This is a genomic window from Variovorax sp. W2I14 (assembly GCF_050435205.1).
Lineage (GTDB): Bacteria > Pseudomonadota > Gammaproteobacteria > Burkholderiales > Burkholderiaceae_C > Variovorax > Variovorax paradoxus_C.
Genome location: NZ_JBNDJX010000001.1, coordinates 2,339,855 through 2,360,176, shown reverse-complemented (window position 1 = coordinate 2,360,176; position 20,322 = coordinate 2,339,855). Strand labels below are relative to the sequence as shown.

General features: G+C 65.2%; 20 protein-coding genes. 11 read left to right on the top strand and 9 right to left on the bottom strand.

The genetic code is table 11. The features are described 5' to 3' along the window. Positions 1–66 precede the first annotated feature (66 nt). Positions 67–978, bottom strand: coding sequence for a LysR family transcriptional regulator (locus QF040_RS10905; RefSeq protein WP_429611028.1), 912 nt, complete (start codon positions 976–978; stop codon positions 67–69). A gap of 88 nt (positions 979–1,066) precedes the next feature. Here QF040_RS10905 and QF040_RS10900 point away from each other — a divergent pair, with 88 nt between their 5' ends. The 4 genes from QF040_RS10900 to QF040_RS10885 all read left to right on the top strand — a co-directional run bounded on the left by QF040_RS10900 (position 1,067) and on the right by QF040_RS10885 (position 6,156). Then, positions 1,067–2,458: an acyclic terpene utilization AtuA family protein gene (locus QF040_RS10900; protein WP_429611027.1), complete on the top strand. Its 1,392-nt coding sequence runs from the start codon at positions 1,067–1,069 to the stop codon at positions 2,456–2,458. 145 nt (positions 2,459–2,603) lie between these two features. After that, positions 2,604–2,969, top strand: a complete 366-nt coding sequence (locus QF040_RS10895) for an AtuA-related protein (protein WP_429611026.1) — start codon at positions 2,604–2,606, stop codon at positions 2,967–2,969. 48 nt (positions 2,970–3,017) lie between these two features. Next, complete coding sequence (locus QF040_RS10890) at positions 3,018–3,983, top strand: Bug family tripartite tricarboxylate transporter substrate binding protein (RefSeq protein ID WP_429611025.1); 966 nt, start codon at positions 3,018–3,020, stop codon at positions 3,981–3,983. Positions 3,984–4,059: 76 nt separating this feature from the next. Beyond that, positions 4,060–6,156 carry an alpha/beta hydrolase domain-containing protein gene (locus QF040_RS10885; protein WP_429611024.1) on the top strand — a complete coding sequence of 699 codons (2,097 nt, stop codon included), beginning with the start codon at positions 4,060–4,062 and terminating at the stop codon, positions 6,154–6,156. Here the strand turns inward: QF040_RS10885 and QF040_RS10880 are convergent, their stop codons facing one another. After that, complete coding sequence (locus QF040_RS10880; RefSeq protein WP_429611023.1) at positions 6,157–6,945, bottom strand: NAD(P)H-dependent oxidoreductase; 789 nt, start codon at positions 6,943–6,945, stop codon at positions 6,157–6,159. It abuts the gene before it with no gap. Between the two features lie 92 nt (positions 6,946–7,037). Here QF040_RS10880 and QF040_RS10875 point away from each other — a divergent pair, with 92 nt between their 5' ends. Beyond that, a complete protein-coding gene (locus tag QF040_RS10875) occupies positions 7,038–7,937 on the top strand; it encodes a LysR family transcriptional regulator (protein WP_429611022.1) in 900 nt (299 codons plus the stop codon). Between the two features lie 202 nt (positions 7,938–8,139). Beyond that, positions 8,140–8,703 (top strand): hypothetical protein, encoded by a 564-nt coding sequence (locus QF040_RS10870; RefSeq protein ID WP_429611021.1) that lies wholly within the window; start codon positions 8,140–8,142, stop codon positions 8,701–8,703. Positions 8,704–8,943: 240 nt separating this feature from the next. On the opposite strand, the gene QF040_RS10865 is transcribed toward QF040_RS10870, so the two are convergent. Continuing rightward, a complete protein-coding gene (locus QF040_RS10865; protein WP_429614641.1) occupies positions 8,944–9,840 on the bottom strand; it encodes an AraC family transcriptional regulator in 897 nt (298 codons plus the stop codon). A 165-nt stretch (positions 9,841–10,005) separates the two neighbouring features. On the opposite strand from QF040_RS10865, the gene QF040_RS10860 reads away from it, so the two are divergent. After that, positions 10,006–10,398: an ester cyclase gene (locus QF040_RS10860; protein ID WP_307644161.1), complete on the top strand. Its 393-nt coding sequence runs from the start codon at positions 10,006–10,008 to the stop codon at positions 10,396–10,398. Between the two features lie 242 nt (positions 10,399–10,640). On the opposite strand, the gene QF040_RS10855 is transcribed toward QF040_RS10860, so the two are convergent. The 3 genes from QF040_RS10855 to QF040_RS10845 all read right to left on the bottom strand — a co-directional run bounded on the left by QF040_RS10855 (position 10,641) and on the right by QF040_RS10845 (position 13,004). Further along, positions 10,641–11,084 (bottom strand): cupin domain-containing protein, encoded by a 444-nt coding sequence (locus QF040_RS10855; RefSeq protein WP_307599927.1) that lies wholly within the window; start codon positions 11,082–11,084, stop codon positions 10,641–10,643. Between the two features lie 161 nt (positions 11,085–11,245). After that, positions 11,246–11,890, bottom strand: coding sequence for a dihydrofolate reductase family protein (locus QF040_RS10850; RefSeq protein WP_429611020.1), 645 nt, complete (start codon positions 11,888–11,890; stop codon positions 11,246–11,248). A gap of 187 nt (positions 11,891–12,077) precedes the next feature. Beyond that, entirely contained in the window at positions 12,078–13,004 is a 927-nt protein-coding gene (locus tag QF040_RS10845) for a LysR family transcriptional regulator (protein WP_429611019.1), read from the bottom strand. 141 nt (positions 13,005–13,145) lie between these two features. Here QF040_RS10845 and QF040_RS10840 point away from each other — a divergent pair, with 141 nt between their 5' ends. The 3 genes from QF040_RS10840 to QF040_RS10830 all read left to right on the top strand — a co-directional run bounded on the left by QF040_RS10840 (position 13,146) and on the right by QF040_RS10830 (position 15,796). Beyond that, positions 13,146–14,585 carry an MFS transporter gene (locus QF040_RS10840; RefSeq protein WP_429611018.1) on the top strand — a complete coding sequence of 480 codons (1,440 nt, stop codon included), beginning with the start codon at positions 13,146–13,148 and terminating at the stop codon, positions 14,583–14,585. A 125-nt stretch (positions 14,586–14,710) separates the two neighbouring features. Beyond that, the gene (locus tag QF040_RS10835; RefSeq protein WP_429611017.1) at positions 14,711–15,067 is read left to right on the top strand and encodes a hypothetical protein; all 357 of its coding nucleotides are present in this window, start codon (positions 14,711–14,713) and stop codon (positions 15,065–15,067) included. Between the two features lie 54 nt (positions 15,068–15,121). Continuing rightward, the gene (locus tag QF040_RS10830) at positions 15,122–15,796 is read left to right on the top strand and encodes a tRNA-uridine aminocarboxypropyltransferase (protein ID WP_429611016.1); all 675 of its coding nucleotides are present in this window, start codon (positions 15,122–15,124) and stop codon (positions 15,794–15,796) included. A gap of 135 nt (positions 15,797–15,931) precedes the next feature. Here the strand turns inward: QF040_RS10830 and QF040_RS10825 are convergent, their stop codons facing one another. Further along, the gene (locus QF040_RS10825) at positions 15,932–16,825 is read right to left on the bottom strand and encodes a DMT family transporter (protein ID WP_429611015.1); all 894 of its coding nucleotides are present in this window, start codon (positions 16,823–16,825) and stop codon (positions 15,932–15,934) included. Positions 16,826–17,075: 250 nt separating this feature from the next. On the opposite strand from QF040_RS10825, the gene QF040_RS10820 reads away from it, so the two are divergent. Further along, on the top strand, positions 17,076–18,485 hold the full coding sequence (locus tag QF040_RS10820; RefSeq protein WP_429611014.1) for a DUF2130 domain-containing protein: 1,410 nt from the start codon (positions 17,076–17,078) through the stop codon (positions 18,483–18,485). 67 nt (positions 18,486–18,552) lie between these two features. Here QF040_RS10820 and QF040_RS10815 read toward each other — a convergent pair whose 3' ends face one another. Together QF040_RS10815 and QF040_RS10810 are read right to left on the bottom strand one after the other, a co-directional pair. Further along, positions 18,553–19,035 carry a hypothetical protein gene (locus QF040_RS10815; RefSeq protein ID WP_013542197.1) on the bottom strand — a complete coding sequence of 161 codons (483 nt, stop codon included), beginning with the start codon at positions 19,033–19,035 and terminating at the stop codon, positions 18,553–18,555. A 126-nt stretch (positions 19,036–19,161) separates the two neighbouring features. Next, entirely contained in the window at positions 19,162–19,905 is a 744-nt protein-coding gene (locus QF040_RS10810; RefSeq protein WP_429611013.1) for a phytanoyl-CoA dioxygenase family protein, read from the bottom strand. Positions 19,906–20,322: the final 417 nt, after the last annotated feature.

Here is a 20,322-nt window from a genome sequence, read left to right as displayed (position 1 = left end):
TGTCGAACGGACCGCACAGCGGCTTGCATCAACTGGTCGAATTGCGCCGTCGCCACATAGGCAGACTCAATCCAGCCGCAGCGACCCGAGCCGCGCCACCACCAGGTCATGCAGCGTCTGCGCCGCCACCGACAAACTGCCCTCGCGCCGCTGCACCAGATACAACGTGCGCGTGAGCGCAGGCAACGGCAGCGGCCGCGTCACCAGCGTCTCGCGCCGGAAATGAAAGAGCGTGAGCGCCGGCACCACGCTGATGCCGAGCCCGGCTTCCACCAGCCCCATCACCGTGGCCAGGTGCTCCACCTCGAACACCGCGTTCAGCCGCAGCGGGTGCAGTGCCGCATCGAGTGCCTGCCGCACGCTGCTGTTGCGCGCCATCTGGATGAAGGGCCACGGCGCGATCTTCTTGACCGTGAGGCGTGCTTCGTGTGCGAGCGGATGATCGGCGCGGCAGACGAGGTGAAAGCGATCGGTGCAGAGCTTGCGCGCAAGCAGATCGCTGTCGGCCGCCGCACCCGAGGCCGCGAGCCCGAAGTCGGCCTGGCCGCTGCGCACCAGCGCGACGCAGGCATCGGACAGCGCATCGTCCAGGTCGATGCGGATGCCGGGCCAGGCCTGCATGAACTCCGCGAACACCGTGGGCAGCCAGCCCGCCGCGAGCGAGGGCAGGGCCGCGATGCGCACGCGGCCCTTGCGGCGCTCCACGTGGTCGGCCAGGTCGCCCATCGCGCTGCCCATGTCGTCGAGCAGGCGGCGCGCCGAGCTCTCGAAGAGCCGGCCTTCGGGCGTGAGCTGCACGCTGCGCGTGTCGCGATCGAAGAGGCGCGTGCCGATGGCGTCTTCGAGCGTGCGGATCAGCGCGCTGAACGCGGGCTGCGACAGGTGGCAGGTCTGCGCCGCGCGCGTGAAGTTGCGGTGCTCGGCCAACGCGAGAAAGGCGCGCAGTTGCCGCGTGGAGAGGTCGGGCGTCTTTCTCATGTCTCTGGCCTTCTTATTTGAAATGCAGATCAATTGATCCGGATTTTCGATTTTACGGATCACGAGCGTTTGCCTACATTGCATCTCGATGAATGCCCAATCACTGCCCCCTTTGCTGATCGGCTGCGCGGCTGGTTTCTCCGGCGACCGCACCGATGCGGCCGGGCCGGTGGTCAATACGTTGATCGCGCGGCTTGCGGATGGCCCCGCCGGGCAGCGCGCCTTCCTGATCTTCGAGACGCTGGCCGAGCGCACGCTTGCGCTCGCACAACTGCGCCGCCGCGACAACCCCGAGGCGGGCTACGAACCGTTGCTCGATGCGATGCTGCGGCCGGTGCTCGCGCGTTGCCTCACGCATGGCATCCGCATCGTGAGCAACTTCGGCGCGGCCAATCCGCGTGCTGCAGCGCGGCACATCGCCCGCATGGCGCGCGAGTTGGGTGCCGATGCGCCGCGCATCGCGGTGGTGGAGGGCGATGACCTTTCCGGTACCGAGCATCGCGCGCTGCTGAAAGACGCGCTCGGCCCGCAGGTCGAGGGCTTGCGCGTCGTCAGCGCCAACGCTTACATCGGCGCCGAGCCCATCGCCGCCGCGCTCGATGCAGGCGCACAGATCGTCGTGTGCGGCCGCGTGGCCGACCCGTCGCTCGCCGTCGGCCCGGCCATGTCGCACTTCGGATGGCGCGCCGACGACTGGCATCGGCTCGGCCGCGCCACCATGGCGGGCCATCTGCTCGAATGCGGCGCCCAGGTCTGCGGCGGCTACTTCGCCGACCCGGGCTACAAGGACGTACCGGGGCTTGAAGCAGTCGGCTTCCCGATTGCAGAGATCGATGCCGACGGCCATTGCACCATCGGCAAGGCCGACAACACCGGCGGCCTCGTGAGCGAAGCCACGGTGAAGGAGCAACTGCTCTACGAGGTACACGACCCGGCCGCGTACCTCACGCCCGACGTGGTCGCCGACATCGCCGAAGCCGAAGTGCGCGCGCTGCCCGGCAAGGACCGTGTCGAACTCTCCGGCGTGCGCGGCCATGCGCGGCCTAGCCACTACAAGGTCAACGTCTGCCACGAAGGCGGCTGGCTCGCCGAGGGAGAAATCTCTTATGCCGGCCCGCGCGCCGAAGCCCGCGCCCGGCTCGCGGCGGACGTGCTGCGCAAGCGGCTCGACGGCCTCGCGCTGCGCGTCGACCTCATCGGCGCGCTGAGCATCCTCGGCGACGACGCCGGCCGCGCGCTCGCCGACACACCCGACACCGGCCTGCGCGACGTGCGCCTGCGCGTCGCCGCCACGCACGCCGACCGCGCACAAGCCGAGCGCCTCGCACGCGAGGTGATGGCGCTCTACACCTGCGGACCCGCGGGCGGTGGCGGCGTGCGCACCGCGCTCACGCCACGGCTCAACACGCTCTCGTGCCTCTTGCCGCGCGAATCGGTGCCGGTGCGGTTTGAATTAATGGGTGCGGAGGACTTGGTATGAGCAGCGCGTTGGTATTGGCTCCTTCTCCCGCTTGCGGGAGAAGGCGGGGGATGAGGGGGCATGCAGAGGCCCCGGGAGGCACCCTCACCCCAACCCTCTCCCGCAAGCGGGAGAGGGGGCAAGGCCGCCGCGTATGAACCACCCGATGTCAGGGCTCGACTCGCTCGTCGAAGTCCCGCTCTACCGCGCAGCCCACGGCCGCACCGGCGACAAGGGCGACCGCTCCAACATCAGCGTGATCGCATGGCGCGCCGAGTTCTATCCACTGCTGCTCGAACAGCTTACGCCCGAGCGCGTCGCTGCGCAGTTCCGCCACCGCGCGCCCTCGCAGGTGCAGCGCTTCGTGCTGCCCAGGCTGCACGCGATGAACTTCGTGCTCGATGCGGTGCTCGACGGCGGCGTCAACGATGCGCTGAACCTCGATGCGCATGGCAAGGCGCTCTCGTTCCTGCTGCTCGACATGCCGATCCAGATACCTCGTGCGCTCGAACCGCTGCTCGCGGGGCCGTAGCTGCAGCGTTCCCTTTTTCCTACTACTCATCCATCCGGAGACAAAACAATGAAACGATTTCCCCTCGCCGTACTGACTACCGCACTCGCGCTGGCCCCGCTGCTGGGCCATGCACAGGCCTTCCCCGAAAAGTCCATCACCTTCGTCGTGCCGTTCGCGGCCGGCACCGCCACCGACCAGATCGCGCGTGCGCTCGGCAACAGCATCACGGCCGAGACCAAGCAGCCCGTCATCATCGACAACAAGGCCGGCGCGAGCGGCTTCATCGCCTCGCAGAACGTGGCCAAGGCGCCGGCCGATGGCTACACGGTGCTCATCACCACCAACACCACACACGCCGCCAATGAGCACCTGTTCAAGAAGCTGCCCTACGACCCCGTGAAAGACTTCGCCCCCATCGCCGCGCTCGGCAAGGGCGGTCAGATCATGGTGGTGAACCCATCCTTCCCCGCGAAGACCGTGGCCGAGTTCGTCGCGCTCGCGAAGAAGGAGCCGGGCAAGTACAGCTTCGGCAGCGGCAGTTCGTCGAGCCGCATGGCGGGCGAACTGCTGCAGCAGATGGCCGACATCAAGCTCCTGCACGTGCCCTACAAGAGCAACACGCTGGCTGTGACCGACCTGCTCGGCGGGCAGATCCACATGATGATCACCGACACCGCCACGGGCCTGCCGCAGGTGAAGGGCGGCAAGCTGCGCGCGCTGGGCATGTCGAGCGCCAGCCGCTCGCCGCTCGCGCCCGACGTGCCCACCATTTCCGAAGCCGGCGTGAAGGGCTACGAGATGGGCTACTGGTTCGCAGCGTACGCGCCGGCGAAGACGCCGCCCGCCGTCGTCAAGCGTTTGAACGAGTTGCTCGTGAAGGCCGCGAAGAGCGAGTCGGCGAAGACCGGCTTCTACGAGCCCACCGGCACCGAGGTGTTCACCACCTCGCCCGAGGAATTGGCGAAGTTCCAGGCCAGCGAATCGCAGAAGTGGGGCCGCATCGTGAAGGCCGCCGGCATCGAAGCCGAGTGATGCCCACGCGGTGATGCACATGCCGTAGCGGAGATCGGCGCCGCGGAATACAGAACACCACAACAGGAGACAAACCATGAAACGCTGGAGCCTCGCGGCTGCCACGGTGGCTTCGGCCGCCCTTTTTCTGAGTGCCTGCGGCGGAAGCGGCGGTGGAGGCGGGGGCTTCGTGCTGCCGCCCATCGCCGGCAACTCGCCACCCACCACGCAACCGCCGGCTGCGACCGCGCCGAAGTTCAAGCTCGCGATCAGCAAGACCGAAGACGTGCCCGGCACCTTCGGCAGCGCAGGCGCCTACGAAAAGATCAGCGGCACCTTCACCGGCGAGGTCGACCCGAAGGACGCGCGCAACGCAATCATTCAAGACCTGCAGCTCGCACCGCTCAACGCCAACGGCAAGGTCGAGTACACGTCGGACTTCGTGCTCTTCAAGCCCAAGGACATGACGAAGGCCAGCGGCGTGCTGCGCTACGACGCGCCCAACCGCGGCAACATCGTCAACCTCGATCCGTACTTCGCCTCGCGCGGCTACGTGTTCCTCACGGCGGCGTGGCAGGGCGACGTGCCCGCAGCCCCCGGCAAGCTCACGCTGCAGGTGCCGGTCGCGAAGAACGTCGATGGCAGCACCATCACCGGCCCTTACCGCGCCGAGCTGCTGCCCACGGTGGCGACGAATGATTCGCTGCCATTGCCCGGCGGCCCCTTCAACGCCGCGATGCAAGCCTACGCGACCGCGAGCCTGGACAACACTAAGCCCGGCTACGTGCTCACGCGCCGCATCAACGAGGGCGATGCACGCCAGCTCATTCCCGCGAGCGAGTGGAAGTTCGCCAAGTGCGGCGCGAGCGCACCGTTCCCCGGCACGCCCGACGAGACCAACGTGTGCCTGAAAGACAAATGGGACCCGGCCTACATGTACGAGCTGGTCTACATCGCGAAGGACCCGAAGGTCATGGGCCTCGGGCTTGCGGCGCTGCGCGACATGATCACCTTCTTCCATCGCGACGCGAGCGATGCGGCAGGCACGGCCAACCCGGTGGCTGCGGCGATCAAGAACACCATCGCTTCGGGCGTCTCGCAATGCGGCAACTTCATGAAGACCTTCGTGCACCTCGGCTTCAACGAGGACCGTGCGGGCCAGAAGGTGTTCGACGGCGTGTTCGCACAGATCGCCGCGCGGCAGACCAACATCAACATGCGCTTCTCCATTCCCGGCGGCGGTGGAGGCGTGCGCACCGACCACACGGCCTTCGGCCAGGCCGGCACGCGCGGCCTCTCGAAGGACTACGTGGACGACGTGGCCCAGCGCCGCGGCGGCATCCTCTCGCGCTGCGAGGCGAGCGGCACCTGCCCCAAGCTCTTCATCGGCTTCAGCGGCACGGAGTTCTGGACCTTGCAGGGCTCGCCGCTGCTCACCGATGCATGGGGCACGACCGACCTCGTGCAGCCGGCCAACGCGCGCATCTACTACTACGCGAGCACGCATCACCTGCTCGGTCTTGCATCGCTGCCGGGCGCAAGCGCCGGCGCGCTCTACACGACCAACGCGAACACGAGCGTCATCCCCGTGGTGCGCGCGCTGTACCAGAACCTCGAGGAGTGGGTCGTGAGCGGCACCACGCCGCCCGACAGCCAGGTGCCCAAGATCGCCAACGCGACGCTCGTGCGCCCGGCGCAGGTCAAGTTCCCGGCCGTTCCGGGCGCGAACTACACGGGCCTCGTCAACACCTATTCGCTGCTCGACTGGGGTCCGAACTATCGCCCGCAAGACGAGACCGGTATCGCCACCCAGGTGCCGCCCGCGTACCTCGGCCGCGACTACGCGATCCTCGTGCCGCAGGTCGATGCGGACGGCAACGACATCGCCGGCATCCGCAGCATCGACGTGGCCGTGCCCGTGGGCACCAACACCGGCTGGAACTACACGAACAAGCCCGGCACCATCGACCAGGCGGGTCTCTTCGGCGCGTACTTTCCGTTCGTGAAGACGACTGCGCAACGCGCCGGCACGACCGACCCGCGGCTCTCGCTGCAGGAGCGCTACACGGACCAGGCGGGCTACGTCGCGGCAGTGACCAACGCGGCCAACGACCTGGTGGCCAAGCGCTTCATGCTGCGCGTCGATGCCGATGCGGCGATTGCGAACGCAGCGGCCAACCCGGTGCTGCCCTGATCAATCGGCCGTGCTTGCCACATGCGCCGCGAACCCGGTGCGGCCCGGCGCAACGTCGGGCCGCAGGGTGAGGGCGGGAATCTCGTAGTCGCCCGCGTTCTGCGGTCGGAAGGCGATGGGCGCCGTCGTCCACAGCGCATCGAGACGATCACCAAGTTCTTCGGTGATGCGCGCATAGGCCGCGTCGTCGACCTTGCCTGTGCGGTACACCACGTACGGCGGCAGCACGTCGAAGCCCGGGTAGTAGAGGATGCCGTGGTGAATGGGAAACAGCAGGTCGTCCATCGGCCCGTTGATGCCGCGCGGGCTGTAGTGCGGCGCCCAGCCGCCGGTGGTGACCACCAGCATCGCGCGCTTGCCCGCCAGCGTGCCTTCGCCGAAGCGGTCGCCCCAGTGCGTGTCGGAGTGCTCGCCAATGCCGTAGGCGAAGCCATAGGCATACACGCGCTCGATCCATCCCTTGAGGATCGCGGGCATCGAGTACCACCAGAGCGGAAACTGGAAGATCACCGCATCGGCCCACAGCAGCTTGGCCTGCTCGCTGGCGATGTCGTCGGGCTGCGTGCCGTCTTCGAAGGCGCGCAGCGAATCGAGCACCGGATCGAAATGCGCGCCGGGCTCGACATGTGCGAAGTCCGCCACATCGAGCGGCGCCTTCCATTGCATCGCATAGAGATCGGACACCTGCACTTCGTGCCCGGCTTGGGTGAGACGCTCCACCATGAAGTTTTTGAGCGAGCCGTTGAGCGAACGGGCTTCGGGGTGGGCGTGGACGAGGAGGACTTTCACGGTTGAATGGCCTGTGGAATGAAGAACATGCACGCAGGTTAGGAGCGGTGGCGATATATTGGAAATGAATAGTTCGAATTCCAGCCATTGCCATGAACAATTTCAGCCGCCTCGACCTCAACCTCTTGATCACGCTCGATGTGCTGCTCGCCGAGCGCAACGTCACCCGCGCCGCCGAGCGGCTGAACCTCTCGCAGCCCTCGGTGAGCGTGCAGCTCGCCAAGCTGCGCGAGGCGTTCGCCGATCCGCTGCTGGTGCCCGCGCAACGCGGCATGCGGCCGACCGCGCGCGCCGACGAACTGCGCGAGCCGTTGCGCGAAGCGCTGGAGTCACTGGGCCGCGCTGTCGCCCCGACCAAGCCCTTCGACCCCGCCGAAGCGACCACCACCTGGCGCGTGGCCGCGGCCGACTATGCGGAGTCGGCCATCCTGCTGCCAGCGCTCGCCGGGCTGCGCAAGGCAGCGCCGAACACGCGGCTGGCCGTGGTGGAGGCGGTGCCGTCGCGCATGGCGCGACAGCTGGAGCATGGGGAGATCGATCTGTTCTTTCACACGAGCGTGGGCGCGCCGGCGGGGCTGCATCGGCGGGTGCTGTTCAACGAGCGCTATGTGTTGGCGGGGAGGGTGGGGCACCCGCGGCTGAAGCGGCGGCCGACGCTCGCGCAGTTCTGCGCGATGGAGCATGTGGTGGTGTCGATAAGCGGCGGCGGTTTTATCGGGCCAACGGATGATGCGCTGGCGCAGATGGGACTGGCGCGGCGCGTGGCGCTGTCGGTGCCGCACTTTCTTTTCATGATGTCGGTGCTGGCCGAGACCGACATGGTGGCGATGCTGCCCGAGCGACTGGCGCGTGGCGCGCCAGGATTACGGGTGGTGGAGGCGCCGCTGGAAGTGCCGGGGTATGAGATGGCGATGCTGTGGCATGAAAGGCGGCATCGGGATGCGGGGCATCGGTGGGTGAGGGAGTGGATTGCGGGGAGTTGTGGAGGCTGAGATGATTGAAATTCGGTGGCGGGCAGGTCTTCGAGTGATATGCCGGGTGACGTAGATCGACTACGAGCAGACGCCCGCTTGATGTTTCGATGTCGGCTCAGATTGGTTGCGGGCGGTCGGTGCACCTATCGTGGATGGGTACTATCGGCCAGAAGCGGTCGTCCGGACCTTCGCTCTCCCAGTTGTCTTTCCCCATATTCCGATGCAATTCAGTCGCTTGTCCCTCTTGGCTCTCGCTTGTTCAACGGCTTTCCTGCTTGTTGCCTGTCAGAGCGTCAGACCGAACTACGTAGCGCCAAAGGAAGGCGGCGTTGCAAAGCTGCGGGTCACCTTCGAGGGCATTGATTCGAAGAACCTGCATGTGAATTTCCATGACGGCGATCTCTGCGACGTAAAGGGCACCAAATTTGTAGGACTGCTGAATGCGGGCGTGGCAGGCTATCCCAACGTCAAGGAGCTTGAGATCAACATCCCTTCAGGTCGGCGCATCGGAGTGTCGATGCCGCAGTACACACTCGAAGTGTTCGGGGGGACCTACCCAGGCGCTACAAATACCTTCTCTGTCGTTCAACCAATCGCGTCCTTTGCTCCAGAGCCAGGCGCAAGCTATACCGTTGTCTTTGGCCCTAAGCGCGTGCGCTTGATCGATGACGGAAGCAGACCTGCCAGCGATGTCAGCACGGCGCTTCCACATGGGTGTGAGGTGGTTTGGGAGAACCTTGCAAACAAGGAGCGTTACGAAGATTCGCACCTCCGACGCAAGTAGCCGTTCAAAGAGTTCAGCAACCGTGACGGTTGCAGCCGACAAGCGAAGACGAAGACGCCGGAGCCGTTTCGAGTGACCGCTTCGGAGAAAATCGAACAACCGGTTCGGGCCCGTTACTGCCACTCGCCACGCCAAAAAGCAGACATCTAGACAGCGCAGCTCGGGCTCGAACGCCAAGAGTCCGGTAGCTCGTGCGCGAGACCGAATGCAACGTCCGATCCGCGTCGACGGGTATCGAGACTACAACGAGACATCGAACCGACGGCGGAATTCGCCTGGCGTGCATCCTTCAATGCTGCGAAAGAACTTGGTGAAGTTGGTCGCCTCGTCAAAGCCAAGCTGCCGCGCGATGGCGGAAATCGGCATCTCCGTATGTACGAGCAGGCGCTTGGCTTCCAGCGCAAGGCGCGAGGCAATAAAGGCCTTTGCACCGACGCCGGCCACCGCACTGCAGATGCGAGTGAGAGTCCTCTCAGAACATCCCATGGCATGTGCATAGCGCGAAACGTGATGCCACTGATGCACCTTCGCGTCCAAAAGCCGTTTGAAAAGACGAAAGCGCTCCGGCGCGTCGGCCGATGCGCCAGCGGGCGGCTGTTGCTCGGTGCGAAAGATGTGCAGCCGCATCACGAGCGTTGCCAGTTCACTCTGGAGCAGCCAGTTCAGCAGCGGTTGCCGGGCTTCGAGCGCGCACTCCTCCTCGAGCCGCGCGAGCGTGTCGGCCAAGAACCGACCGGTCGACCGATCGAGGCGCAGATGACCAGGAAGCGCATCGATCAGTTCAGGCATCTGAAGGCGTTCCTCGCCTCGCGAAGCCTGCAGCAGTTCGGGTCTGAACAGCAGAAGGTTTGCGTCCCAACGGCTTCCCGGGCCGAAGCGGTGAACCTGTCCGGGCCGGATGGTCAGTAGCGATCCCGCGCCACACTCGATGTGCCTGAAATCCACCACGGCGCGGCATTTTCCGCGTTTGACGTGCACGAACATGTGAAAGTCGTAGCGGTGGTGACGCTGGAGGTGGGCTTGGGGCACCCTTCGTCTTAAGTCCGACATAGAGAAGACCTCGAGATCCAGTGTGCTCTCGGCCGAAGGCCGATATTGGACCTGCTCGATATCGATGGGTCTCGTTCCGCGCGGCATCGACCCATTCTGTCCGATATTGACCATTCAGCAACCGACTTTGATCGTGTCGAACACGCCGGCAGTTCGAACAATATGGGACGCGGGTACCGGGCGGACCAAGCTCCGGGTCCCATCCTGATAGACATTCCGAGGCGACAGATGCAATCCACAAACCGACAGTTCATGACTCGCTTCGTGGAGTTCATCAACACAGCGGACCCCCGGCTCGCCACAGAGTTGGTTTCTCCGGACGCCGTGTTTCAAGTTCCTGGGCGCGCCGAGCCCGTGCACGGGCCACAAGGCTACCTGGAGATCATCGGGATGATGCGCGGCGGATTCCCCGACGTTCAATGGACCCTCGAGGAAACCGTCATCGAAGGTGATGTCATCGCTGCGCGATTCACGATGCGTGGGACGCATCGCGGAGCTTTTTTCGGCGTGCCTCCCACCGGCAAGACGATTGCCGTGCAAGCGCTGAACATTTATCGATTCTCGACCGGGAAGATCGTCTCCGAAGTCGGGCAACCGGACCTGCTCGGACTGATGCAGCAGATCGGCGCGTTGCCCCGTTCCTGAGGACCAAGGCTGGACCAAAGGACCGCTTCTGCCCGAGAGCCGAAGCCAGCCCGCAGCTCCAACTTCTTTGCAGCAATCCTTATCCGCAGCCGCTGCTCCACACGCTAGAGACCCCCGGATGCCGCTGCGATTGAAGCGGCAGCACATCTCAGGCAGACATACGCGACGGGCCCACCGCCTGCCGTTCAGGATGCGCGGCATCCGCCGGAGCTGCGCGTATTTCTTCGAACCCAGCGCGCCGCTCAACCCGCCACAGTGACCCCATGGCGCTCGAGAACAGCCAGCAGTGCCGGCACATCAGGCGGCCCCGCCGGAACCTCGTGGTCGATGGCGGTGAACATCTGAGCAGCCAACGCGCCTTGCCCGGTGATCTCCAGCATCCGCCCGCCACCTTTGCCGTACTGAAATCCGTGCACCGTTCCGCGCGGCACATGCACGAGCGTTCCAGGGTGGCACGCGTGCACGCGCCCGTCGCAGTGAAAGTCGATCTCGCCGTCGAGGACGTAGAAGGATTCGTCCCAATCGTGGCTGTGCGGCGGCGGGCCGGTTCCCTCGCTGCCCTGTTGAAAGGTGATCCCATAGCTCTGGGTTGCCGCATTCGAAGCCAGGACGGTGACGTGCGTGCCAAGCACATTCAGAGGAACTTCGCGCTGATCGCGCGTCAGGACAAAGTACGGAATCGTCATGTTCCATCCTCCAGGTCGGGAGCGCGATTTTGCGCGCCGCACGAGGGGCGCACAAGCCATAACCCGAAGCGCTTTCACCATCTCCGCATCAATGCAGATCACGTTCTCCAGACACGTCGATACGCGGTCTCCAGAATGACCGATGCCTTCTGCTTCTCTTTCTACTTTCTCGCGAATTTCAGATGCACAACATCCGGCGTCGCGACCGTCTTCACCATCGCAAGGCCCTTCAGTGCATCTGCGTCCTCGAACAAGCGCTCACCGCTACCGAGCAGCGTCGGCGCCAAGTGAAGCTGCACTTCATCGACCAAGCCGGCCTTCAGATATTGCCGCGCAACATGGGCGCCGCCTGCGAGTGCCACGTCTTTTCCGCCCGCTGCGCGCCGGGCTTGGTCCAGCGCACTTTCGATCCCATCGGTGACGAATGTGAAGGTCGTGCCGCCCTCCATCACCAGTGGCTCGCGCGCGTGATGCGTCAGCACGAACACCGGGTGACGAAACGGTGGATTGCTGCCCCACCAGCCGTTCCACGGATCGGTCGTATTCCACGGCCCCCTCCCGCCGCCGAACATGTTGCGGCCCATGATGGTCGCTCCGATATTGGCGAGCACTTCCTCCATCACCGGCGTGCTCTCGTTGACCACGCCGCCCTCCATGCCATGCGGGCGCCGCCAGGCCTCCAGGCCGAACACCCACTTGTGCAACTGCTCGCCGCCAGTGCCGAGCGGTTCTTTCAAACTCTGGTTCGGACCGGCGACGAAACCGTCCAGTGACATCGAGATCCTCAATCGAAGCTTTGATGACATGCTGCTCACTCCTTGGTGCAGGGCGTTGCGGAAAAAATGGATGGGCGTCCTGACCTGTTCAGGTCGCGGATCGAGCGGCGAGTCTAGAAGCCGCCGGTCGACGCGGCAATGACAACGAAGCTTCGGTTTCTGCCAAGTGGGGACGGGCCACGAAGCCGACGTGCAAGGCCGAAGCGCGAACGCAGGATCACGACGCTTTCGTGGGCTCGTTCAGCGGCCGGCAAACCTCCAGCACCACCCCGCGCAGCCACCGATGCGCAGGGTCCCGGTCCAGGCGCGGATGCCACATCTGTGAGACGGTGATCTGCGCTGTCGGCATCGGCGGCGGAAACGAGTGCAGCGTGCCGTGCGCCCTCAGGTGTTCGAAGTACGAGGAGGGGATCAGCGCCACCATGTCGGTCGCGGCCGCGATCGACAAGGCCGTGCTGAAGCTGGGCACCACGACCGCCGCGTTGCGCACCAGGCCCATCGCCGCGAGTGCGACGTCCACCGGCCCCTCGGTCCGGCCGTGGCGCGACGTGACCACGTGGTCGCAGGCCGCGTAGCGCTCGACAGTGATTCCGGGCGCGGCGAGCAGGGGATGGCCTTCGCGCACCACGGCGACGAAGTGGTCGCGGAACAGCGCCTGCACCCGCACCTCCGGACCCGACTCGCCGAGCACGCCGATGTCCAGGTCGATCAGCCCCTCGCGCAGGGGCCGAACGTCCTTGTTGGGCTTGGGCGCGAAGCGCAGGCGAACACCGGGCGCCTCGTGCGCGGCGCGCGCCACCAGCTGATGCGCGAAGCCCTCGATGAAGCCGTCGTTGGCCCGAATGGTGAAGAGGTGCTGGAGCGTGCGCGGGTTGAAGTCGGCGCCGGCGGGGTGAAGCACCGCGCGTGATTCCTGCACCAACTCCCGCACGCGATCGCGCAGTGCCAGCGCATGCGGCGTGAGCACCATCGCGCGGCCCGCGCGCACCAGGAGCTCGTCGCCGGTCGATTCCCGCAACCGCGCGAGTGCGCGGCTCATGGCCGATTCGCTCAGGCCCAGGCGCTCGGCGGCTTTCGCGACGCTGCCTTCGGAAAGAAGCGCGTTCAACGCGAACAGCAGGTTCAGGTCGGTGTCTGTTGGCATGGCCCGCAAGCTATCACGGCTGCGCCAGTTTCGACAGGCGCCGCATGCAGGAACAAGCTGCGCGCCACGCGCTGGGCAAGCCGTGTGCGCGGTCCTAAGCTGACCTGACGCGATAAAGCGTGCCTCCTCCAATTGCCAATCATGTTGTCATCCACGCTTCAACCGAACGCTTCTTCTTCCACCTCGGCCCGCACCGCTCAGGCCCCAGAGGCGAACGCGGTGCATGACGCCGATGGCCTGCCGCTGCCCCGGCGCCTCGCGGCCGTCGCCGCGATCCTGGGCGCGGGTGTGCTCGTGGTGCTCGACGGCGCCATCGCCAACATCGCGCTGCCGAGCATCGCGCAGCAATTGCAGGCAGCACCCGCCGATGCCGTCTGGATCGTCACCGCCTACCAACTCGCCGTGGTGATGTTCCTGTTGCCGGCTTCTGCCATCGGGGAGCGCTTCGGGTATCGGCGCGTGTTCGCCGGTGGCGTGGCGCTGTTCACTGCCGCATCGGTGCTGTGCGCACTGGCCCCGTCGCTGCCATGGCTCGTGGCCGCGCGGTGCCTTCAGGGCCTGGGTAGCGCGGCCGTGATGCCGCTCGGGCTTGCGTTGCTGCGCTTCACCTATCCGCGCCGATTGCTGGCGCGCTCCATCGCCTGGAATGCGCTCGCCGTCGCGGCCGCTTCGGCAGCGGGGCCCACCCTTGGTGCTTTGCTGCTCTCGGTGGCAGGCTGGCCGTGGCTCTTTGCGGTGAACCTGCCGATCGGCCTCGCCGTGCTTGTCGCCTGCGCCGCGTTGCCGAGCCCGCAGCGCTCGGCGCGCCAGATCGACGTGTGGAGCATCGCGCTGAACGCGGCTCTGTTTGCTGCCTTCGTCATGGGATGCGACCGGCTCGTGGCGCATCCGCTGCAAGGCGGCGCGATGCTCGCGCTGTCGGCCATCTGCATGGTCTTGCTGGTGCGGCGCGAGATGCCCAAGGCGGCACCGTTGATTCCGCTCGACCTGCTGCGCGTGCATTCCTTTCGGGTGTCGGTGATTGCTTCCGTGTGCTGCTTCACCGGCCAGATGGCGGCCCTTGTCGCACTGCCGTTCTACATCCAGCACGAACTCGGCCAGAGCGCGGTGACCGCCGGCCTCCTGATGACCCCCTGGCCCTTGGCGGTGATGCTGGCCGCGCCGCTGTCGGCACGCCTGGCCCAGCGCATTCCGACCGCTTGGCTGTGCGCGGCGGGGAGCGCGTGTTTTGCGCTGGGCCTGGCCTTGTGCGCGCTGTGGCCGCTGCATGGCAACCCGGCCTTGCCGATCGCGGTGTTCACGAGTCTCGCCGGCCTGGGCTTCGGCTTCTTCCAGACGCCCAACAACCAGAACATGCTGCTCTCGGCACCCAAGGAACGCAGCGGCGCAGCCGGTGGCGCGCAAGGCACGGCGCGGCTCACGGGGCTGACGCTCGGCAGCCTGGGGATGAGCTTGGCATTCGCGTTGCTGTCGCCGCAGAGCGCGGTGCATTGGGGGCTCGGGATCGCGGCGCTGGCCGCGTTGGCCGGGAGCGTGGTGAGTCTGCTTCGGAGCTCCGCACGCACCGTAGTAGCCGCATGACCGATGCCGGCAGGCGAGGTGCCATCGCACATGGCGTGGCGGGCGGCAATGCGCACGCGTTGGTCGGATAGCATCCCGGCAACTCACTTGCTGCTGCCCCGCAGCAGCACAACGAATCGCTGGACATGCGCACCGTCATTTACTACTCGCTGATGCTCTTGCTCGGATTTGCCTGGTACAGGTTCGGGCAAAACCTGCTTCGGAAAGAGCGCTGGAATGCAAACAGCGAGCGCACCGAAGGAATCGTGGGGCCCGTGGGATTTCTGGTGACCGCAGTCTTGGGGTGCTGCCTCCTCTTCGCCTTGTTGCGTGCACTGGTCCTAGGCGAGGTGTCATGCATCGGCAAGGCTTGCAAGATGCAGGTCTACACCTTTGCGACGCAGCCTGGGGAGTACTGGGCCAATGTGTTCTTCCTTACGTGGGTCGTGCTTGCCCTTGGCTATGCGATGTATGTGACGCTCAAGATCTGGTTTCGGGCCTAAGAGACATCTCCTTCCACGCATTGTCCAGCCAGGCACGCTGAATAAAATTCAGCCATGTCCGCCGCTTTGGTCCCACGCCCCCAGTGCACCGCTTGCCTGCGCCCGCTCAGCGCCTGCGTTTGTCGCTGGGTCGTGCCCACCGCCCATGCGGTGGAGGTATGGGTGCTGCAGCACCCGCTGGAGGTACACCAGGCCAAAGGCAGTGCCCGCCTGCTGCACCTCAGCTTGGCGCACTGCCGCTTGGTGGTGGGTGAGGCATTTGCCGTGCCCGTCTGGCCGGTGGACGGCAAGCACACGCTGCTGCTGTATCCGGACAGTCTGCAAGATACCGCCCCGGACCTGCGGGTCCCACCTCCGCTACCGCCCGAGTGGCCGCAAGCCCCGTCGCGCCTGCGCCTGGTTGTGTTGGACGGCACCTGGCGCAAAAGCCGAAAGATGCTCTACCAAAGCCCGGCACTGCAACAGTTGCCCCGCTTGGCCCTGCGCAACCTGCCGCCTTCGCACTACCGTATCCGCAAAGCCCATGGGCCCGACCAACTGTCCACGCTGGAGGCGACCTGCTACGCCTTGGGCCAACTGGAAGGCGGTGCACCGCGGTTCCAGCCCTTGTTGAATGCCTTCGACGGGTTTGTCGAGTACCTGGAGCAGGCGGGCGGGCAGCGAAACGCGCAAACCGACGAGCCCTGCCCTCGACCCAGGGTTACGGAGTTCATTCAAGTGACCAGCTAAATGGCTGGTTTTGGCCCGCTGTAGCCGCTTACCGCATCCAGAACTCTCGGCCTCAACCCGTCATCCAGCCATTCAAGATCCGCGCTTGAACTTGCCGCAAAAACATCTGGCTTCGCACACGCGCTTCGCCGCAATTCAAGCCGCCTGCCGCTTCTTTCCCGCAGCCTTCGGCGCCTCGCTTCGCGCCAACCACAGTCCGCTCGCGATGATCAACGCGCCGCCACCCAGCGTCCACACATCGGCCGTGGCTTGCCAGAACAGCCAGTCCAGCAGGAGTCCCCAGGCGAGGGCGCTGTATTCGAAGGGGGCGATGGCAGCAGCCTGTCCGTGCCGAAAGGCTTCGGCGATGGCCAATTGGCCCAGAAATCCGCTGATGGCCAGGCCCGCAAGCACCCACGCGTGCCCGGCCTGGATCGGCACCCATTGCGGCGCCGACAGCAGACCGCCGCCGACAGCCATGCCGGCCGTGGCCCAGAAGACCAGCGCGGCGCTCGGCTCGGTGCGGCTGATGAGCCGGCCCAGCACGTTCGACAGGGCATAGCAGACGGCGGCCACCAAGATCGCCACGGCACCTGTCGAGAGGAAGGCCCCCTGTTCAGGCCGCAGCGCGATGACGACGCCGATGAAGCCCAGCCCAATAGCAATCCAGTGCCGCGGCTGAACCGACTCGCCCAGCAGCGGCACGGCGATGAGCACCATCAGCAGCGGAGCGATGAAAGTGAGCGTGTAGGCCTCGGCAAGACCCAGGGATTTCAGGCCGTAGACGAAGAGCACGAGCATCGTCATGTTGAGCACGGTGCGCAGCAGGTGCAGACGCCAGCGCGTCCGGCGGTTGAATACGCCGGATGCCTCGCGCCGCCAGGCGATGTAGAGGCACACCAAAGGCAAGGCCGTGAGACCGCGCAGTGCCATCACCTGCACCGGCGAGTAATGTCCGGCCAGGCTCTTGAGCAGCGCGTCCATGCAGGCGAAGAAGGCGCAAGCCAACAGCATCGCGGCGATGCCGCGCAGGGTTCCGGTCGAGTGCATGGGCGGGTGATGGCGGCCAGGGGAAGGGACTTGTTCTTGACCGCTGGCAGAGGCGCAGCGAGTGTCTGGTCCTGGCCGAGGCACAAGTCTAGCCTTGGCCCGCGACAGCAAGCAGCCGCTCGTCCGGGGCCTGGCGTTCGCCCTCGTGGCACGATTCGGCCCTGAGGCAATCACGGCGCGAGGGTCATGAAGCGAATCGAGGCCCGCCGCGCGCGTGCCGGTTGCACCCCACACACACGAGTAATCAGTCATGCATGAAATCATCTGCCCGCACTGCGGGAAAGCCTTCAAGATCGACGAGGCCGGGTATGCCGACATCCTGAAGCAGGTTCGCGACAGCGACTTCGACAAGCAACTGCACGAGCGCCTCGAGTTGGCCGCGCAGGACAAGCGCAATGCCGTCGAACTCGCCCAGGCCCAGGCCGCCAGCCGCTTGCAGGCGGCCGCCGCAGCCAAGGACGCCGAGATCCAGCAACTGAAGGCCAGCCTCGATGCCGGCGAGGTCGCGCGAAAGCTCGCCGTGAGCGAGGCCCTCGGCGCCGTCGAAAAGGAACGCGACGCGCTCGCCAGCGAACTCGAACGAGCCCGGCAAGACAAGCGGGCGGCCGCCGAGCTGGCCCAGGCGAAGCACGCGAGCGAACTGGAGCGGGGCGCTGCCGCCAAGGACGCGGAGATTCAGTCGCTGAAAGCCAAGCTCGATGCCATCGAAGTGGCGCAGCGGCTCGCGGTCACCCAGGCCGTGAGCGTGGTCGAGAAGGAGCGCGACGAACTCAGGAGCGGCCTTGAACGCGCCGAACTCGAAAAGCAGCTCGCCGAGAAGTCGCTCAAGGACAAGTACGAAACGCAGATCAAGGACCGCGACGACGCGATCGAGCGCCTGAAAGACTTGAAGGCGCGCCTCTCGACCAAGATGGTCGGCGAGACCCTCGAGCAGCACTGCGAAACCGAGTTCAACCGCATCCGGGCAATGGCGTTTCCGAGGGCGTATTTCGAGAAGGACAACGACGCGCGCTCCGGCAGCAAGGGCGACTACGTTTTTCGCGACGCGGACGAGGCGGGCACCGAGATCGTCTCGATCATGTTCGAGATGAAGAACGAGAGCGACCGCACCGCCACGAAGAACAGGAACGAAGACTTCCTGAAGGAGCTCGACAAGGACCGCACCGAGAAGGGCTGCGAATACGCGGTGCTGGTCTCGCTGCTGGAGCCCGACAGCGAGCTCTACAACACCGGCATCGTCGACGTGTTCCACCGCTACCCGAAGATGTACGTCGTGCGGCCGCAGTTCTTTCTGCCGATCATCACGCTGCTGCGGAACGCCGCGATGAACTCGCTCAAGTACAAGTCGGAGCTGGCGCTCTTCAAGGCGCAGAACATCGACGTCACCAACTTCGAGAACGAGCTGGAGACGTTCAAGAACGCATTCGCGAAGAACTACGACCTGGCCTCCCGGCGCTTCCAGACCGCCATCGAGGAGATCGACAAGTCGATCGACCATCTGCAAAAAACGAAGGAGGCGCTGCTCGGCACCGACCGCAACCTTCGCCTCGCGAACGACAAGGCACAGGACGTGACGATCAAGAAGCTGACGCGCGGCAACCCTACGATGGCGGCCAAGTTCGCCGATCTGAAGAAGGATGCGCCTCCCGACGCGGGATGAGCCGTCGTGTGGGTAGCCAGCGCACAGAGCGTGCGCTCGCCTGCTTCTTCTTCCCCTTCTTCTTTTTCTACTTTCTGCGCCCCTGCTTGCTGAACCCTTCGTGGTCGGTGTGCGAGACCTTTTCGCCCGCCGAGCACTGGCTGCTGAACGTGACCTTCTGCGAGTCGCCGTAGTAGGTGGCGTACAGGTGCCAGAGCTGGCCGTCCAGCCCAAAGGTGATGTGCAGCTGGAAGTTGGAGCCCCAGCGCGCGCTGCCCGTGCCGACCTTCTCGACCCACTGGTGCAGGCCCTTCACGACGATCACGTTGCGCACATCCGAATTCACATAGTCGCCCAGCCTGCTGGCGCCCACGCCGCCCGGACAGCAGTTCTGCGCGCCGGGACGCGAGAACAGCTCCCTCATCTTGGCTTCGTTGTTGTAGTCGTCGATCAGCATCTTGTCGTAGCTGCGACCCGGGTTCAGCCCCAGCAGGGCCGTGCTGTTCCACGCCCTGTGGTTCGTGTAATTCCGATAGAGCAGACTCGTTCCATCGTGGAAAGTCAGGGACATCGCGGCACTCCAGTGAAGCCGAAAGCACGGATTCTTATCGGGTTCTTTTGGCGGATGAAGTCGTCCAAACGGCCTATGTCCAACCGTGCGCAAGCCCGTCTTGCCTGCCGTGCGGCGACGGGGATTTCAGGTGCCGTTGGAGAAGAAGCAGCGGGCCGTCGCCATCATCCGCACGTTCTTCGTTGCGTTGACCGATGGCGTGTGCAAGAGCCGCAGGTCCATCAGGAACACGTCGCCCGCGCGGCCCGACATCTCGACGATGCCGATGCCCAGTTGCTCAAGACTTCGCGCCAGGTCTCCGGGCGTCTTCAACACTTCCCGGAGCCGCGAGGCCGAGGCTTGCCCCGGCGTGCCGACGCGATGCGAGCCGGCCAACGCAAGGGTTGCGCCTCCGCCGGGTGCCACGTCATCGATGAGGAAGAAAGCCTGGATACCGGGCAGCGGCCCTTGCGTCGGCGCCGACACATCGACATGCCAGTTCAATCCCTCGAGCGTCGAGGCGCCTTGGCTCGGCGGTGAGAGCAGTAGTTGTGTTTCCTGAACGGCAGAGGGCGCGCGCCCGCCAAGTCGGGTGATGTATTCGATGAGGTCGGGCGTTACGAGTGCCTGATCCAAGCCGGGAACCTTGACGAGCGCCGAGAGCTTTCCGATCTGCTGGAAAACGGGGAGCCGTTGCAGCGAGCCCGGCAGGCTCTTTCCTCCGGGCAACGCCTTCAGCCGCTTGAGCTCGTCCAGGAGCTTCTGCCTGACGCTCGCCACCTGCTTCTTCGGGTGGAAGCCTTCGAGCCGTAGATAACCTTGGTCGATGAAGAGGTCAGTTGGGGATGAATTCATTGTCCGAATGGCGTCAGAGTCGTCTAGCCATAGCATCCTACGGACAGCCACAAGCGAGACGAGTCCGCGCTCTCGTCGACTTGCGCACACTGCTCGCCGCGTGCATATGAATAGCTCGAGTCACCGCCCAACGCACGCCGGGTCCTCGTCTGCAGCCAGCCTGTTTGTTGCAAGGCGGCTCGGACTTGCGTTCCCTTCGTTCCCGACAGCGGGCATTGCACGGTGTACCCATTCTTCGAAGACCACGTGCATTTCGGTTTGACGATGGCACCTCCCGCAGAGGTTGCTATCTGTTCGACGTGCGACAGGAGGGGCAGGAAGAAGGGCGGCATCTCGCTCGACGGTTTGTAGAAGACAAACACAACCGCAACGAGTGGTCCGACAAGAAGCAGCGAGAAAATGGCCTGAGAAGCCCGGGTAGACAAGGTCATTGCCAGTTCACAAATGACTGCA